Source organism: Phytohabitans aurantiacus, from assembly GCF_027923225.1.
In the GTDB taxonomy this organism is placed as follows: domain Bacteria; phylum Actinomycetota; class Actinomycetes; order Mycobacteriales; family Micromonosporaceae; genus Phytohabitans; species Phytohabitans aurantiacus.
Window position 1 is genome coordinate 106,985 of sequence record NZ_BSDI01000021.1, and the last position, 16,668, is coordinate 123,652.

Sequence of the window (16,668 nt, forward strand, 5' to 3'; positions counted from 1 at the left end):
TCATCTTGCAAGTAAACCGCAAGACTCAGCCTCTGTCTTCCAGGATTTCCGTGGCGGGGTTGTAGTAGTCGTCAGCGTGCGGGTGGACACCGTCCAAACCTTTACCCCGATCCGCCGGCCGCTTCATGATCCCGAACGTGCCGTCGGCGATCGCCGCCAGCAGCCCACCCGGCGACGAGTCGATGCGCTCCAGAAGCGATACCGCCGACCCCAACACCTCGTGCGCCCGCCGCTGGATGAACCCGCCCGGCGCCGGCGCGAAGTCCTCATGCAGGTTCCCGGCCGCACCCAGCACGTACCGCACGTTCTGCAGCGCGATGTCACGGTCCGACAGCCACGGCGTCACCACCGCCTCGGTCATCATGCCCACCAGCAGGATGCCCTGCCCGGTCAGCGCACCCGCCAGGTTGAAGAACCCGTCGAGCAGGTTGCCCCGGAACACGTCACCGGTCATGTGCCGGGTCGGCGGCATCCACTTCAGCGGCGCGTCCGGAAACAGCTCCCGGGCCAGCAGCGCGTGCGCCAACTCCAGGCGGAACGACTCCGGCACATCCGGGTTGATCTCGAACGCGTGCCCCAGCCCCAACTGCCAGTCGGCCAGCCCCGCCTCGTGCGCGAAGAACTCGTTCAGCAGCTGCGACACCGTCACCGTGTGCGCCTCGTCGACGGCGTCGGCCGTGGTCAGGTAGTTGTCCTCACCGGTGTTGATGATGATCCCGGCCCGGGCGTGGACCTGCCGCGAGAACCGCTGATCCACGAACGTACGCACCGGGTTGATGTCACGGAACAGGATCCCGTACATCGAATCGTTCAACATCATGTCCAGCCGCTCCAGGCCAGCCAGTACCGCCATCTCCGGCATGCACAGCCCGGACGCGTAGTTCGTCAGCCGCACATACCGGCCCACCTGCGCCGACGTCTCATCCAGCGCCGCACGCATCAGCCGGAAGTTCTCCTGCGTCGCGTACGTCCCCGCGAACCCCTCCCGGGTCGCACCCTCCGGCACATAGTCCAGCAACGACTGCCCCGTCGACCGGATCACCGCGATCACGTCCGCGCCCGCCCGCGCCGCCGCCTGCGCCTGCGGGATGTCCTCATAGATGTCACCGGTCGCCACGATCAGATAGATCCACGGCCGCTGCGAGGGGTCACCGTGACGGCGGACCAGGCGCTCGCGCTCCGCGCGCCGCCGGTCGATCCGGCGCAAGCCAGCACGCACATGCTTCCGGGCCGCCGCACGCGCCGTCCGCGACTTCTCGGGTACCGCGAACCGCACCGACCCGGCCGCCGCCTTCTGCGCCAAGAGGGTGAGATCGTCCAGGCCTTCACGAGCCAGAGCGTCGAACACCGGCACCGCCACACCATGGCTGAGCCCGACATCGGCGGCGACCGCGTCGACGAGCCGGTTCACCCACGGAATGCCGTCCGGGTCAGCACCGCTCACCCCGGCCAGCCGCAGCACCGCACGCTCCACCGACACCGTGGTGTGCGCCCGCGCCAACTCCACCACCGGCCGCCCCGCGATGGCCGCCAACTCCCGAGCCCGCGTCACGAGGTCGCCAGGCAAGCTCAGCTTGCCTGGCGACCTCGTGCTGCTTGCTGGTTCACTCGGTCGTGCGGCGCCTTTAGGCGACGCCTTCCCAGCAGCGGCGGTGGCCGTCGATGGGCGCTGCTCGTGACGCTGCTGGGAAGACGTCGCCGCGCCAACTCCCTCGCTCACGTGTCCAGCCTCGGCGGGTGGGTGCGGTGGTCGCGACGGGTTACGCAATTTCACTCCTCGAAGATCACGTTGCCGCGGAGGACCGTGCGACGGCACACCGGCAGCTCGGCTGGTTCGCCGTCCTCGCCAGTCAGCACCGGCAGCCCACCGTCCACACCGGCCGGGGTTGCCCATACCGCGAACGTCGCTGGGGCGCCCAACGCCAGTACGCCCTCATGGTCGCGGTGGACCGCCCGCCAGCCGCCCCGGCTGTGTGCCGCGAACGCCGCCTTCACACTCATCCGGTGCACCGGGTTGAAATGCCGCACCGCCGCCCGCACACTGCCCCACGGATCCAGCGGCGTCACCGGCGAATCCGAACCGAACGCCAGGGACACACCCACACCGTGCAGCGCACCCATCGGATTCGAATCCAGCGACCGCGCCACCCCCAACCGCTGGGCGTACATCTGCTCCTCGCCGCCCCACAACCGGTCGAACGCCGGCTGCATGCTCGCCACGATCCCGTACTCGACGAACCCGGCGATCAGCCGCTTGTTCATGATCTCGGCGTGCTCCACCCGGTGCCGCGCCTGCCGCACCCGCTCCACACCCAACTTCCGGGCCGCGTCGGCGAACCCGGCCAGCACCGTCGAGATCGCCGCGTCCCCGATCGCGTGGAACCCGCCCTGGACCTCGTGCGCCGCGCAGTCCAGCAGATGGTCCCGCACCTGCTCCACCGACACGTACCCGTGCCCCCGGCTGTCCGCGTCCACATACGACTCCGACAGGTGCGCCGTCTGCGACCCCAACGCCCCGTCCGCGTACAGGTCACCGCCAGCCCCCACCGCACCCAACTCCTTGGCCTTGCCAGCGGCGAGCAGCTCACCCCAGTACCCGTACACCTCGGGAAGCTGGCCCCCGGCGACCCCGAGCAGGCCCGTGAAGTCGGCCTCGCTCGACGTGCCCGGCCCACCGCACTCGTGCACGGCGGCGATCCCCAGCGCCGCCGCCCGGCGCAGCGTCACGCGCTGCGCCTCCCGGCGCTGCGCGTCCGGGATCGAACCCAACGCCACCTCACGCACCGCGTGATGCGCGTCCCTGCGCACCCAGCCGGATTCCTGGTACCCGGGCAGCCCGACCGCCGCCGGCAACAGCGCACTGGAACACAGCGCCGAATGGATCGACGCCTGCGACAGGTACACCCGGCGGCCACCCGCGGCCCGGTCCAACTCCGCCGCGTCCGGCTTGCGCTGGTCGTCCCACGTCGTCTCGTCCCAGCCGTGCCCGACCACCACCGCGTCACCGGGCAGCCCCGCCGCGTGCCCCGCCACCGCGTCCAGGACCTGCGCCGCCGACCGCGCCCCCGACACGTCCAATCCGGACAACGCCAGCCCGGTACCGGTGGCGTGCACGTGCGCGTCGACGAACGCCGGCGTCACCAGCGCACCATCCAGATCGACGGTGACGTCCGCGGCCGGAGCGTCGGCGTCCGGACCCAGCCAGGCGATCACGCCGTCGCGCACCAGCAACGCCGTCGCCGACGGGTCGGCGGGACAGTAGACACGACCATTCCGGTATAGGGTGGAATTCATAGCGTCAGTCTGCCCTCGAAAAGTTTCCGTACGCCGGGAACTTCGCGCACCAGCTCGAGGGCATATTCCGCGTGCCCGGGGACGTACCCGTTGCCCACCAGCATCGTCACGTCCGCCGCCAGACCCTCCGCGCCCAGCGCGGCCGCCGCGAAGCTCGTCGCCATCGAGAAGAACACCACCGTGCCGCCCGCCGCGGTCGCCAGGATCGCCCCGTGCTCGCAGCCCGGCACGTCCACGCACACCACCGTCACGTCCACCGGCTCGCCCACCGCCGCCGCCAGCGCCACCGGGTCGCGAGCGTCCGCGACCGCGACGTGATCGGCGAGGCCGGCATCGCGCAGCAGCGCGGCCTCCGCCTCCGAGGGGACCACTCCGACGGTACGGGCGGCGCCCGACCGCCGCGCGGCCGCCAGGGACAGCGAACCGCTCTTGCCCGCGCCCCCCAGCACCGCCACGCTCGCACCCGGCCGCACCACCCGCGCGGTCAACGCCGGCGCCCCACACACGTCCAGCACCGCCAGGGCCAGCCGCGAATCCAGGTCGTCGGGCAGCACCGCCGCCACCGACCGGGCGAACAGGATCGCGTGCCCAGCACACGGCACCTGCTCGCCGCGCCCGTCCCAACCGGCCAACCCGTCGGTGACCGCGAGGGGCGTGAGGGTGAGCGAGACCAGCGTGGCGACCCGGTCACCGGGCTTCAGGCCCAGCGGGGAATCCGGGCCCACCTCGTCGACCGTGCCGATCAGCATGCCGCCCGACCCGGTCACCGGGTTCTGCATCTTGCCCCGGCTTCCGATGATCTCCAGGACCTCGGCGCGCACCTTGTCACCGTCGCCGCCGTGCTTCTCGGCGAGCTGGCGGAAGCTGGCCGCGTCCAGGTTGAGCCGCTCGACGGCGATCCGCACCTCGTCCGCGCCGATCTCAGGGCGGGCGTCCAGCCGCTCGGCCGCCTGCGGCAGCACCCCCGCAGGAGTCACCACGCGATGCAGCCCTACCGGTGAAGTCACGCCCGTTGCCTCTCTCTACGGGAAGTCTTACGGTAGATTAACTAGATCGCCGGAAGATTTCTACCAGGGGGCGTGGAGTGACGCAGCCATACGAGTACCGCCGCCGCGAACTCGTCGAACCCGACTGGACCCGATTCCCAGGCTGGCGCGACGTCACCCGCGAGCAATGGGAATCCGCCCAATGGCAGCGCGCCCACTGCGTCAAGAACACCAAGCAGCTCCACACCGTCCTCGGCGACCTCGCACCCGACGCCTTCTACGACGACCTGCTCGCCGACCAGCAAGGCGCCGCCACCATGTCCATGCTGGTACCGCCCCAGATGCTCAACACCATGAACACCGGCGACCTGTACGGCGACCCGATCCGGCGGTACATGATCCCCATCGCCAGCGACCGCCGCACCGACTGGCCATCACACCCCAACGCCAGCCGCGACTCGCTCCACGAACACGACATGTGGGTCGCCGAAGGACTCACCCACCGGTACCCCACCAAGGTGCTCGCCGAACTGCTCTCCACCTGCCCCCAGTACTGCGGCCACTGCACCCGGATGGACCTCGTCGGCAACTCCACACCCACCGTCGACAAGCTCAAACTCACCCTCAAACCCGTCGACCGGTACGACGCACACATCGCCTACCTGCGCGCCCACCCCGGCGTACGCGACGTCGTCGTCTCCGGAGGCGACGTCGCCAACGTCCCCTGGAAACACCTCGAGTCGTACCTCATGCGGCTGCTCGACATTGAAACCATCCGCGACATCCGGCTCGCCACCAAAGCACTCATGGGCCTGCCACAGCACTGGCTCCAACCCCAGGTCGTCGAGGGACTCGAACGCGTCGCACGCACCGCCGCCCGCCGCGGCGTCAACCTCGCCATCCACACCCACGTCAACCACGTACAGTCGCTGACCCCACTGGTCGCCCGCGCCGCACAGACCGCCCTCGAAGTCGGCGTACGCGACGTGCGCAACCAGGGCGTCCTCATGCGCGGCGTCAACGCCACCTCGACCGACCTCCTCGACCTGTGCTTCGCCCTGCAAGGCGAGGCCGGCATCCTGCCGTACTACTTCTACATGTGCGACATGATCCCCGGCGCCGAACACTGGCGGGTCGCCGTCTGGCAAGCCCAGCAACTCCAGCACGACCTGATGGGCTACCTTCCCGGGTACGCGACACCACGCATCGTCTGCGACGTGCCGTTCGTGGGAAAGCGCTGGGTTCACATGATCACCGAGTACGACCGCGAGCACGGCATCTCATACTGGACCAAGAACTACCGCACGTCGCTCGAGTCCGAAGACGCCGAGGCCCTGGCCCGCCAGTACCCGTACTACGACCCGATCGACACCCTGCCCGAGTCCGGCCAGAAGTGGTGGCGCAAACAAGAAGAGGGCGCCACCCCCGACGGAGGCAGCGCCCTCTGATCAACCTTTAGCCGCGAAACGCATCCCGGACATCCCGCCCGGCGTCCTTGACGTGCTCGCCGGCCTGCTTCGCCTTGGAAGCGGTCTTGTCGCGCTCGCCTTCCGCCTGAAGACGCTCGTCGTCAGTCGCGTCGCCGTACCGCTCCTTGGCCTCGCCCTTGAGCTCTTCGGCCTTGTTGCGGGCCTTGTCAGTGAAGCTCATTCCGTCACTCCTTCCGAAGTAACCGCGTACCCCGACAAGGTGCCCGTCTTTCCGCCGCCGAAACCTCTCCCCTTCCTGTGCAGCCTGCCACATCCCGTAACGCATCCTAGGACGCTAGCCCAGTCCCGTCGCCCCGTGGGGCGACGGGCGTGCGGCCCCGCGCTCCCGGCCCCGCCGGGCGCCGCCGCGGCCGGCCCCGCCGGGCCCTTTTCCCGCCGATCAAGGGCGAATGCACGTGGTTGGATCGCTTTTCCGCGTGCGTTCGCCCTTGATCCACGCGATCACCCTTGATCGGCGTCGTTGATCAGGGGCGGCGCGCGCTTGGCGGGGCGCCAGCGGCGCCCTTCCGGAAGCGTGCGGCGGCCGCTTGCACCGCGCGCTGGTGGCGGCCCGCAGCGCACAGTGCGCCTCGTGCTGTGTGCACTTGTGGTAGCTCTGGCTACCACAAGTGCGCACAGCACGGCCGGATGCCGCCGATCAGCGCAGGTTCAGGCCGCCGTCGAGGACGACAACCTCGCCGGTGATGTACGCGTGGTGGACGAGCATCGAGATCAGATCAGCCACGTCGGACGGCTGAGCCGCGCGCCGCATCGGGCTCGATGTCCTCCACAGCTCCTGCGCCGCCGTCCAGTCGGCGGTGAGCGGCGTATCGACGAGCCCCGGCGCGACCGCGTTGACGCGTACGTCGGGTCCGAGGGCCGCCGCCAGCAGCTTCGTGACATGGTTGAGCGCCGCTTTGCTGGCCGCGTACGCGATCGAGCTGCCCTTCGGGCGGACGCCGGCGTGGCTGGTGACGTTCACGATGCACCCACCGGACTCGCGGAGCGCCGGCAGCGCCGCCGTGCACAGCAGCCAAGGAGCGACCAGGTTGACGTCGAGCAGCCGGCGCCAATCGTCGGCGGTCAGCCCCGACAGGTCCGCGTGCGGCACCGGCCAGCTGATGCCGGCGTTGTTGACCAGTACGTCGAGGCGGCCGTGCTCCCCCAACACCCGCGGCACCAGCCCGGCCGCAGCCTCGTCGTCCGCGAGATCGGCCTGGTGGTACGACCCGCCGAGCTCCTCTGCCAGTGCGAGCCCCGCGGCCCGGCTCGACCGCGAGTGGACCGCGACCGCCATCCCGTCCGCCGCCAGCCGCCGCGCCGTCGCCTCCCCTATGCCCGACGCCGAGCCCGTCACCAACGCCACCTTCCGCACCTCGCAGATCTTGCCAGCCACGGCATCGCCTCCTCCCCCGTCCTCCCGAACGAGCTGCTGTGAACGTTTTGGGCGGCCAGAGCAGCCCAAAACGTTCACAGCCCGAGCAGCCGCAGCATGGGATGGGGCGATCCGGGCGCCGCTGGCGCCCGGATCGCGCGACACGACGCCAGACCGCACCTTGGCGGCGTCGATCAAGGCCATCTGCATGGATCAAGGGCGAATGCACACGGGAAAGAGATCCAACCGCGTGCATTCGCCCTTGATCGGCACGGAAAGGGCCGGGTGGTGCGCGGTACTACCCGTACAGCGTCCTAGGAGGCTGGGTTACGGGATGTCTGGTTGACTGGGGCCGTGGGGGACATTGTTCTGGTCCGGCATGGGCAGACTGAGTGGAGTCTGACGCACCGGCACACGTCGTACACGGACATCGACCTGACGCCCGACGGCGAGCGCCAGGCGCGCGACCTCGCCGAACGGCTGGCCGGCAGGACTTTCGCCGCTGTTCTCAGCAGCCCGCGCAAGCGGGCGCTGCGCACCGCGGAGCTGGCCGGGCTCGCCGTGACGAGCGTCGACGACGACCTCGCCGAGTGGAACTACGGCGAGTACGAAGGCATCACCACCGACGAGATCCAGCGGACCCGCGATCCCGACTGGAACCTGTGGACCGACGGCGCGCCCGGCGGCGAGTCACCAGAGCAGGCCGGCGCGCGGCTAGACCGGGCGCTGGACCGGGCGAGGGCGATCACCGGGGACGTCGCGATCGTCGGGCACGCGCACGCCCTGCGGGTGCTGGGTGCGCGGTGGGTCGGGCTGCCGCCGTCCGGAGGTGGACTGCTGCGGCTGGACACCGCCACGCTGTCGGTACTGGGCCGAGAGCACGGCCGCCCGGTGATCCTCAGCTGGAACTGTTGATCCGGGGCGGCCGGCCCTCGTACGGCGTGGACAGGACCACGGTCGTGCGGGTGGTGACGTTGGCGGCGGTGCGGATCTCCTGGAGCAGGCGTTCGAGGTCAGCGGGGCTCGCGACCCGCACCAGGAGCATGTAGAAGTCTTCCCCCGCCACCGAGTAGCACGAGTCGATCTCGGGCAGGTGGGAGAGGCGCTCGGGGGCGTCGTCGGGCTGCGACGGGTCGAAGGGCCGGATCGCCACGAACGCGGTCAGCGGCAGGTCCAGCGCCTCGTACGAGACGCGTGCCGTGTACCCCCGGAGGATGCCGCGCTGCTCCAGCCGCCGTACCCGCTGGTGCACCGCCGATACCGACAGTCCCACCTTGTCGGCGAGGTCGGTGTACGACAGGCGGCCGTCCGCGGTCAGTGCCGCGACGATCGCGCGGTCCGTCTCTTCCACGGCCAGAAAAATACACGGGTCAGGCCCGGGTGAACTCCATTACCCAGTTGGATTCCCAGGTGTGGCCGCCGTCCGCGGAGTACTCCTGCTCCCAGCGTGGCGAGGTGGGGAACTCCTCCCAGTCGTCGCTGCCGGCGAAGAGCGTGGCGAGGTACCCCTGACACCAACTGTCAGAGGTGGCGGGAGATCACCAGTCGCTGGATCTGGTTGGTGCCCTCGACGATCTGCAGCACCTTGGCCTCGCGCATGTACCGCTCGACCGGGTGGTCCTGCACGTACCCGTACCCGCCCATCACCTGCACCGCGTCCGTGGTCACCTTCATCGCCATGTCGGTGGCGAACAGCTTGGCCTTGGCCGCCTCCGCCGAGTACGGCCGGCCGGCGTCGCGCAGCCGTGCGGCCGCCAGGGTGAGCGCGCGCGCCGCCGAGATGCCGGTCGCCGCGTCGGCGAGCATGAACCGCAAGCCCTGGAAGTCCAGGATGGACTTTCCGAACTGCGAGCGTTCCCGCGCGTACCCGACCGCGTAGTCGAGCGCCGCCTGGGCGAGACCGACCGCGCAGGCCGCGATGCCGAGCCGCCCCGAGTCGAGGGCCTCCATCGCGATCCGGAAGCCGTCACCGAGGTCGCCGACGAGGCGGTCGGCCGGTACCCGGGCCTCGTCGAAGACGATCTGCGCGACCGGGGACGAGCGCAGGCCCATGGTCTTCTCGGCGGCCTGCGGCAGGATGCCCGGTGTGGCGGCGTCGGCGAGCAGGCAGGAGATGCCGCGCGGGCCCGGGCCGCCGGTGCGGCAGAAGACGTTGTAGAAGTCGGCCTGGCCGGCGTGCGTGATCCACGCCTTGGTGCCGGTGACGACGAACGAGTCGCCGTCGCGGGTAGCGCGCGTGGTCAGGGCCGCCGCGTCGGAACCGCCCTGCGGCTCCGACAGGCAGTACGCGCCGAGCAGCTCGCCGCCGAGCATGTCGGGCAGGAGCTTGCGCAGCTGTTCGCCGCCGTGGGCGTACACGGGATAGCAGGACAGGGTGTGCACGCTGACGGCCTCGGCGGCGGCCAGCCACCGACTGGCGAGGACCTCGATGACCTGGAGGTACACCTCGTAGGGCTGGGCGGCGCCGCCGTGCTCCTCCGGGTAGGGCAGGCCGAGCAGGCCGGCGCGCCCGAGCGTGCGGACCACCTCGCGCGGGAACTCGCCGCGCGCCTCGAAGTCGGCGGCGCGCGGTGCGAGCTCGCCGTCGGCGATCTCGGTCGCGAGACCCAGCAGCTCGTACGCTTCGTCGGTCGGCAGGAGGCGCTCCATGCCGCCCATCTTAACGCTCGTTAGGGTGACGGTGGGGGCAGGCGCGCCGCCACCCCGTCGAGCACCAGATCGAGCCCGTACTGGAAGCTGCGGTCACGGGTCAGCCGCGGGTCCTCGTCGCGGTGCCGGGCGTACAGGTCGACGATCCGCGGGTACGGCTCGGCGATCTTCTCCACGTCGACGTACGCCTTTGCCACCCACTCCCCCTCGTCCTGGCCGGCGCGGGTGAGCATCCGCAGCCGGGCCGACTCGGCGGTGGCCACCCCCATCACGTACCCGCACAGCGTCTGGGTCGCGCCCTCCGCCACCTCCGGCGTGGCACCGGCCTTCTCGAAGAGGGCGAGCAGGGCCTCGGACAGCCGCATCATGGCCGGCCCGCCGTACGCGTACCCGGAATCGCTCATCAACGGGCCGAGCCAGCTGTGGCGCAGCATCACGGCGCGGATGCTGTGCCCGCACAGCATCGCGGCGGCCCGCCACCCGGCCGAGTCGTCCGGGTCGGGCGATTCGATCTCGCCGAAGACCTGGTCGACGACCAGGGCGAGCAGTTGCTCCTTGTTGGCGACGTGCCAGTACAGCGAGGTGGCGCCGGCGTTGAGCTTGGCACCGAGCCGCCGCATGCTCAGCGCCTCGACGCCCTCGGAATCGAGCAGCGCGAGCGCCGCGGCCACGATCTGCTCGCGGCTCAGCGCCGGCTCGCCGCGGCTGCGCCGCTGCGGCCGCAACCACACGTCGTACGTCACCGCACGAGCATAACTGGACTGGTACACCGTTCGAGTTAGTCGTACAGTGTGCGAGTCAATCGCACACCGTTCGAGTTGATGGGGATCTACCGTGTCCAACGCTCACCCGCGCCGATGGTGGATCCTCGGCGTGCTCTGCCTGGCGCTGCTCGTGCTCGGCGTCGACAACATGATCCTCAACCTGGCCATCCCGTCGCTGATGCGCGACCTGGGCGCCTCGCCGGCCGACGTCCAGTGGATCATGGACGCGTACATCCTGGCGTTCGCCGGAGCGCTGATCACCGCCGGCGGCCTCTCCGACCGGTACGGGCGCAGGCTGGCCCTGGTGGTCGGCCTGAGCGTGCTGGGCGCCGGTTCGGTGCTGGCCGCGTTCGCGAGCGACCCCTGGCACCTGATCGCCTGCCGGGCGATCATGGGCCTGGGCGCCGCGTTCGCCATGCCCAGCACGCTGTCGATCCTCATCACCGTCTTCGACCCCAGCGAGCAGCGGCAGGCCATGGCCGCCTGGACCGTCGTCGGCATGGTCGGCGTCGTCGCCGGCCCCACGCTCGGCGGGCTGCTGCTGGAGCACTACTGGTGGGGCTCGGCGTTCCTGGTCAACGTGCCGATCGCCATCGCCGGAATCATCGCCGCGTTCGTGCTGGTACCCGAGTCCCGCGGACCGGCCCGCCCCGCCGACCCGGTCGGGGCGCTGCTGTCCCTCGCCGGCATGGTCGCGCTCGTGTGGGCGATCATCTCGCTGCCGCACGACGGCTGGTCCGGCCAGGTGATCGGCTCCCTCCTGGTGGCCGGCGCGGTCGGTGCCGCGTTCGTCGCGTGGGAGTCCCGCCGCGAGCACCCGCTGCTGCCGCTGGGCATGTTCCGCGACCGGCGATTCAGCGGCGCGAGCCTGTCCGTGGTACTGCTGGTGTTCGCGACCGGCGCGCTGCTGCTGGCGCTGACCCAGTACCTGCAGTTCGTGCTCGGGTACGGGCCGATGAAGGCCGGCCTGGCGCTCGCGCCGTACGCGGTGGCCGTGGCAATCTGCAATGGGCTCGGCGCGACACTCGGCAAGAAGCTCAGCAACCGCACGCTCACCGTCGCCGGCATGCTGGTCATCGCCGCCGGGTTCGCGGTACTCGCCGCGATCGGCCCCGACGACGGCTACCCGATGCTGATCGCCGGCCTCGTCGTCATGGGCATCGGCGCGGGCCTCGCCGGCCCAGCGGTCTACGCCTCGCTGATGGGCGCCATCCCCCGCGAGCACGCCGGCGTGGGCTCGGCGGTCAACGACACCGTGCAGCAGGCCGGACTCGCGCTCAGCGTCGCCATCCTCGGCAGCGTGCTGTCCGGCGCGTACAAGGGCGCGCTCCCCGCCGACACCGCCATCCCCGAGTCGGCCCGCGCCTCCATCGCGGACACCCTCGCCGTGGCGACGGCGACCGGCAACCCAGCCCTGGCCGCGACCGCCCGCGAAGCCTTCGTCTCCGCAATGTCCATCGGCAACATCACCGGCGTCGTGTGCTGCGTAGCCGGCGCCGCACTAGCGTTCGCCGTCCTCCGCGACCCCACCCCACCCACTGACCCACGGCAGGTCGAGGCGTGATCAGGGCGTCCCTCAAGTCGCTAGAGCGACTTGAGGGACGCCCTGATCACAGGAGCACGAGGTCGGTGGGTAGCGTGTTTAGGCGGTCTGCGCCGCCGTCGACGACCGCCACTATGTCCTCGATGCGCGCGCCGTGGCGGCCTGCCAGGTAGATGCCGGGCTCCACGGAGAACGCCATGCCCTCGGCCAGCGCCAGCGAAGACCCGTCCACGATGTACGGGTCTTCGTGGCCGTCCAGGCCGATGCCGTGGCCGGTGCGGTGCAGGAACGCCTCGCCGTAGCCCGCCGCCGCGATCACGTCGCGGGCGGCCGCGTCGACGGCGCCGGCGGTCACGCCCGTGGCGACCGCCGCCACGGCCGCCTTCTGCGCGGCGTGCAGCACGTCGTAGTACTCGATGAAGTCGGACGGCGGGCGACCCACCGCGTAGGTCCGGGTCGAGTCCGAGCAGTAGCCGGACGGCATCGTCCCGCCGATGTCGACGACCACCAGGTCACCGGCCTCGATCACGCGGGCGGAGGTTTCGTGGTGAGGGCTGGCGCCGTTCGGGCCGGACGCCACGATGACGAAGTCGACGGTGGCGTGCCCGGCGTCCCTGATCGCGTTGGCGATGTCAAAGCCGACCTCCGCCTCGGTGCGGCCCGGCCGCAGCCACTCGCCCATCCGGGCGTGCACGGCGTCGATCGCGGCGCCGGCCTCGCGCAGCGCCGCCACCTCCGCCGGCGACTTGCGGATCCGCAGCGGGGCGAGGACCTCGCCCGCGAGCCGCTGCACGGCATCGGGCAGCGTGTCGCGCAGCGCCAGGGCGTGCATGGCCCACATCCGGTCGGAGAGCCCGACGCGCGCCACCGCGCCGCCGAGGGCCTTCACGACCAGCGGGTACGGGTCGGAGCCGTCGGCGTGGTCGACGATGCGTACCCCGGTCGCGGGCGCCGGTGACGCCTCGGCCGCCGGACGCTCCAGGCGCGGCACGATCAGTGTCGGCTCGCCGTGCGCTGGCAGTACCAGGCAGGTGAGCCGTTCCAGGACGTGGGCGTGGTAGCCGGTCAGGTAGCGCAGGTCGGAGCCGGGCGTGACGAGCAGGGCGTCGAGGCCGGCGGCGGCGGTGGCGCGCTGGGCCGCGGCCAGGCGATCGGGTGGATACAACACGCCAGGAGCCTATCGGGCTTGCTTCGCATCGATCGCCATATGTACGCTCCGCCTTACGCATCACGTGAGCGCGGCCGGGCGGCGTTGCTCGCGGCACCGGCTCTTGCCGGCCCCCACCCGGTCCCCCTCATGAGAGGTACGCGATGCGCAGACCCCTGTCCTTCGTGCTGACCGCTGTCCTTGTGGCCAGCCTCCTGGCGTCGCCAGCCAGCGCCGCCCAGACCATCGGATACCCGTCCTTCAACGGCCCGGCGATCCCCGCCCCGCCGGTCGGGTACTCCACCGGCAACACCATGCAGGCCATCTACGACGCGGAAGCCGGCGGCACCGACTTCTGGATGGACCGCCTGCTCGGCCGCACGGGCAGCGACCCGGCCGACGCCGACGGGGGCATCCTGATGACCCGCGGCCGCGGCGTGTTCATGAAGTTGCACACCCCCGGCACCATCGGCTTCGGCGGGCGGGTCGCCCACTTCGAGAGCCTCAGCGACCAGAGCGCGTACACGGTCGCCATCACCCCCGGCACGTTCACCGAGCAGGTGGGGCAGCGCTGGCAGGGCCCCTCGCACTGGCGCAGCGTGCACACGTCCGGCTCGGTGCGGGTGAACCAGACGAAGTTCATCACCGACAACAACGTGCTGGTGACGAACATGTCGATCACCAACACGGGCACCGCCTCGACGACGCTGCAGCTGCGGGCCACCTCGCCGTACGCGACGACCGCGAGCGGCACCGAGCTGACCGGCCAGCGCGCCTCGTTCAACAGCCTCACCACGCTGTTCCCCCGGCTGGGCGGCGACAGCGGGTTCGCGGTGTCCAGCGGCGGGCTCAACCGTTCCGTCACCGTCGGCGCCGGGCAGACCGTCGAGGCCAAGGTCGTGATGGGCTTCGTCACGAACGAGATCCCCGCGTCGCTGTCGGAGTACAACACCTACCGCGGGTTCAGCAACGCGACCGCGTTCGCCACGCACGTGCGGGCGTACAACCGCTGGTGGGCCGAGAACATCCCGTACATCGACGTGCCCGAGGGCGCCATCAAGAAGAACATCTACTACCGCTGGTGGCTGATGCGCTTCAACAGCTTCGACGGCGACCTGCCGGGCCAGACGTACCAGTTCCCGACCTCGACCGAGGGCGTACTGGGGTACAACAACTCGATCGTGCTGACCCAGCCGATGCACATCGACGACCTGAAGTACCTGCGGAACCCCATGTACGCCTACGGCAACTGGCTCAACGTCGGCACGGTGTCCCGCAACGGGCGGTACATGGACAACCCGGGTGACCCGGCCAACTGGTCCAACAGCTACACCCAGTACATCTCCGAGGCCGGCTGGCGGGCGTACCAGATCCACGGCGGGCAGCCGGCGATGCTGGCCAACTTCGCCCGGTACGCCGAGCAGGACGTCAAGGGCCAACTGTCCTTCTACGACCACGACAACGACGGTGTCATCGAGTACGACTGGGGCGCGCTGACCGGTAACGACGCCGACGCGGTGTCGTTCCACTGGCGTTCGGGCTGGCTCGACCGGGCCGAGGGCGCCTACGTGTACAGCAACGCGATGGCGGCCGTGCAGGCGTACCAGGCGATCGGCAACACCGCCAAGGCGAACGAGATGCAGACGATCGCCGACCGGGTGCGCAACGGCATCATCAACCAGCTGTGGAACCCGAGCCGGCAGATGCTGGAGCACCGGCACGTGTCCAGCAACGAGTTCGTGCCGTGGAAGGAGATCAACAACTTCTACCCGTACGCGGTCGGCCTCATGCCCAACACCGACCAGTACAAGCAGGCGCTGCGGTTGTTCGACGACCCGGCCGAGTACCCGATCTACCCGTTCTACACGGCCAACCAGCGCGACAAGGCCGCCTCGGGCACCGGTAGCAACAACTTCTCCACCATCAACTCGACCGTCCAGTTCCGGCTGCTCGGGTCGGTGCTGCGCAACTACCCCAACCAGTGGATGAACAACGAGTGGTACAAGAAGCTGCTCTACTGGAACGTCTGGGCGCAGTACATCGGCGGCAACACGTCGTGGCCGGACGCCAACGAGTTCTGGGCCAACTGGAACGGCAGCTCCATCACGTACCGGTCCTGGATCCACCACAACATCCTGGGCAGCAGCAACTGGACCGTGATCGAAGACGTCGCCGGCCTGCGGCCGCGTAACGACGCCCAGATCGAGCTGTGGCCGATCAACGTCAACTGGTCGCACTTCGCGGTCAACAACCTGCGGTACCGCGGCCACGACCTCAGCATCGTCTGGGACGACCCGGCCGACGGCGTGACCCGCTACTCCGGCGTCCCGCAGGGGTACTCGGTCTACATCGACGGCAACCGCGCGTTCACCGTCAACTCGCTCACCCGCGCGGTCTACAACCCGGCCAACGGCTCGGTGAGCCTGCCCGCCGGCGGCACCGTCGCGTTCAACACGTCGGTCGCCGGGCTCGGCACGCCGCAGCAGGTGGAGCTCTCCGGCCCGCGGATCACCGACATCTTCGCCAAGGCGGGCGTCGACATCACCTCCACCCTGCCCAACCTGGCGCAGGGCGCGAGCACGACCGCCTCGTACACCACGTCGGGCACGTCGACCGGGGCCGCCATCGACGGCTTCACGATCAACGACCCGATCTGGGGCTCCAGCGGCTCGCCGAACGCCACGGACTGGTACGAGCTGAACTTCAACCAGGTCCGTACGGTCGACGAGGTGCGGCTGCACTTCCGCGACAGCCGGCCGCAGAACGCGACGTACCGGGCGCCGTCGTCGTACACGGTCCAGTACCTCAACGGCAGCACGTGGACGAATGTCGCCAACGCGGTCAAGACACCGGCCGCGCCGCAGGGCAACTACAACCTCGTCCAGTTCACCCCGGTCAGCGCGCAGCGGATCCGGATACAGATGACGCACGCGTCCGGCTCCAAGGCCGGGCTCACCGAGGTGAAGGTGTACAACCGGGGCGGCGGCGGTCCCAACCCGGAGCCGAACCCGAACCTGGCGCTCCAGGCGACGCCCAGCGCGTCGTTCACCTCGTCGTGGGAGTCGGTGGCCGCGATCAACGACGGCATCGACCCGCCGTCGAGCAACGACACCGTCAACCCGCGCTGGGGCACCTGGCCCAACGAGGGTGAGCAGTGGGCCGAGCTGACCTGGCCGTCGGCGGTCAACCTCGGCCGCGCCGAGGTGTACTTCTTCGACGACAACCAGGGCATCGACATGCCCGCCTCGTGGAAGCTGCAGTACTGGAACGGCAGCGCGTACGTCGACATACCCGCCACGTATCCGCTGGCCGCCAACCAGTACAACGTGGTCAGCTTCTCGTCCGTGAACACGACGCGCCTGCGCGTCGTGTTGCAGAGCGCGGCCGACTCGGTGGGCCTGTTGGAGGTGAAGGCGTTCGCCCCCGCATAGCAGGTCCGGC

At 70.2% G+C, this 16,668-nt stretch carries 13 protein-coding genes; 4 read left to right on the top strand and 9 right to left on the bottom strand.

What is annotated here, in order from left to right; translation table 11 throughout:
* Positions 1-25 precede the first annotated feature (25 nt).
* The 3 genes from kamD to kdd all read right to left on the bottom strand — a co-directional run bounded on the left by kamD (position 26) and on the right by kdd (position 4,301).
* Positions 26-1,573, bottom strand: a complete 1,548-nt coding sequence (gene kamD / locus QMG73_RS22450) for a lysine 5,6-aminomutase subunit alpha (RefSeq protein WP_281898781.1) — start codon at positions 1,571-1,573, stop codon at positions 26-28.
* A 197-nt stretch (positions 1,574-1,770) separates the two neighbouring features.
* Complete coding sequence (locus QMG73_RS22455; protein WP_281898704.1) at positions 1,771-3,294, bottom strand: amidohydrolase; 1,524 nt, start codon at positions 3,292-3,294, stop codon at positions 1,771-1,773.
* Entirely contained in the window at positions 3,291-4,301 is a 1,011-nt protein-coding gene (gene kdd, locus QMG73_RS22460; protein WP_281898705.1) for an L-erythro-3,5-diaminohexanoate dehydrogenase, read from the bottom strand. The genes QMG73_RS22455 and kdd overlap by 4 nt, the downstream gene beginning before the upstream one ends.
* Positions 4,302-4,378: 77 nt before the next feature.
* Between kdd and QMG73_RS22465 the strand changes: the two genes are divergently transcribed.
* Complete coding sequence (locus tag QMG73_RS22465; protein WP_281898706.1) at positions 4,379-5,728, top strand: KamA family radical SAM protein; 1,350 nt, start codon at positions 4,379-4,381, stop codon at positions 5,726-5,728.
* Positions 5,729-5,735: 7 nt separating this feature from the next.
* Here QMG73_RS22465 and QMG73_RS22470 read toward each other — a convergent pair whose 3' ends face one another.
* Together QMG73_RS22470 and QMG73_RS22475 are read right to left on the bottom strand one after the other, a co-directional pair.
* Entirely contained in the window at positions 5,736-5,930 is a 195-nt protein-coding gene (locus QMG73_RS22470; RefSeq protein ID WP_281898707.1) for a CsbD family protein, read from the bottom strand.
* Between the two features lie 477 nt (positions 5,931-6,407).
* On the bottom strand, positions 6,408-7,145 hold the full coding sequence (locus QMG73_RS22475) for an SDR family NAD(P)-dependent oxidoreductase (RefSeq protein ID WP_281898708.1): 738 nt from the start codon (positions 7,143-7,145) through the stop codon (positions 6,408-6,410).
* A gap of 333 nt (positions 7,146-7,478) precedes the next feature.
* Here QMG73_RS22475 and QMG73_RS22480 point away from each other — a divergent pair, with 333 nt between their 5' ends.
* Entirely contained in the window at positions 7,479-8,039 is a 561-nt protein-coding gene (locus QMG73_RS22480; RefSeq protein ID WP_281898710.1) for a histidine phosphatase family protein, read from the top strand.
* On the opposite strand, the gene QMG73_RS22485 is transcribed toward QMG73_RS22480, so the two are convergent.
* The 3 genes from QMG73_RS22485 to QMG73_RS22495 form a co-directional block, all read right to left on the bottom strand.
* Complete coding sequence (locus tag QMG73_RS22485; protein ID WP_281898712.1) at positions 8,023-8,475, bottom strand: Lrp/AsnC family transcriptional regulator; 453 nt, start codon at positions 8,473-8,475, stop codon at positions 8,023-8,025. The genes QMG73_RS22480 and QMG73_RS22485 overlap by 17 nt on opposite strands.
* 170 nt (positions 8,476-8,645) lie before the next feature.
* Positions 8,646-9,773, bottom strand: a complete 1,128-nt coding sequence (locus tag QMG73_RS22490; RefSeq protein WP_281898714.1) for an acyl-CoA dehydrogenase family protein — start codon at positions 9,771-9,773, stop codon at positions 8,646-8,648.
* 20 nt (positions 9,774-9,793) lie between these two features.
* The gene (locus QMG73_RS22495; RefSeq protein ID WP_281898715.1) at positions 9,794-10,516 is read right to left on the bottom strand and encodes a TetR/AcrR family transcriptional regulator; all 723 of its coding nucleotides are present in this window, start codon (positions 10,514-10,516) and stop codon (positions 9,794-9,796) included.
* Positions 10,517-10,607: 91 nt separating this feature from the next.
* Between QMG73_RS22495 and QMG73_RS22500 the strand changes: the two genes are divergently transcribed.
* Complete coding sequence (locus QMG73_RS22500) at positions 10,608-12,101, top strand: MFS transporter (protein ID WP_281898717.1); 1,494 nt, start codon at positions 10,608-10,610, stop codon at positions 12,099-12,101.
* Between the two features lie 46 nt (positions 12,102-12,147).
* Here QMG73_RS22500 and QMG73_RS22505 read toward each other — a convergent pair whose 3' ends face one another.
* Complete coding sequence (locus QMG73_RS22505; RefSeq protein ID WP_281898719.1) at positions 12,148-13,248, bottom strand: M24 family metallopeptidase; 1,101 nt, start codon at positions 13,246-13,248, stop codon at positions 12,148-12,150.
* A gap of 143 nt (positions 13,249-13,391) precedes the next feature.
* Here QMG73_RS22505 and QMG73_RS22510 point away from each other — a divergent pair, with 143 nt between their 5' ends.
* A complete protein-coding gene (locus QMG73_RS22510) occupies positions 13,392-16,658 on the top strand; it encodes a discoidin domain-containing protein (protein ID WP_281898721.1) in 3,267 nt (1,088 codons plus the stop codon).
* The last annotated feature ends 10 nt before the right edge of the window (positions 16,659-16,668 follow it).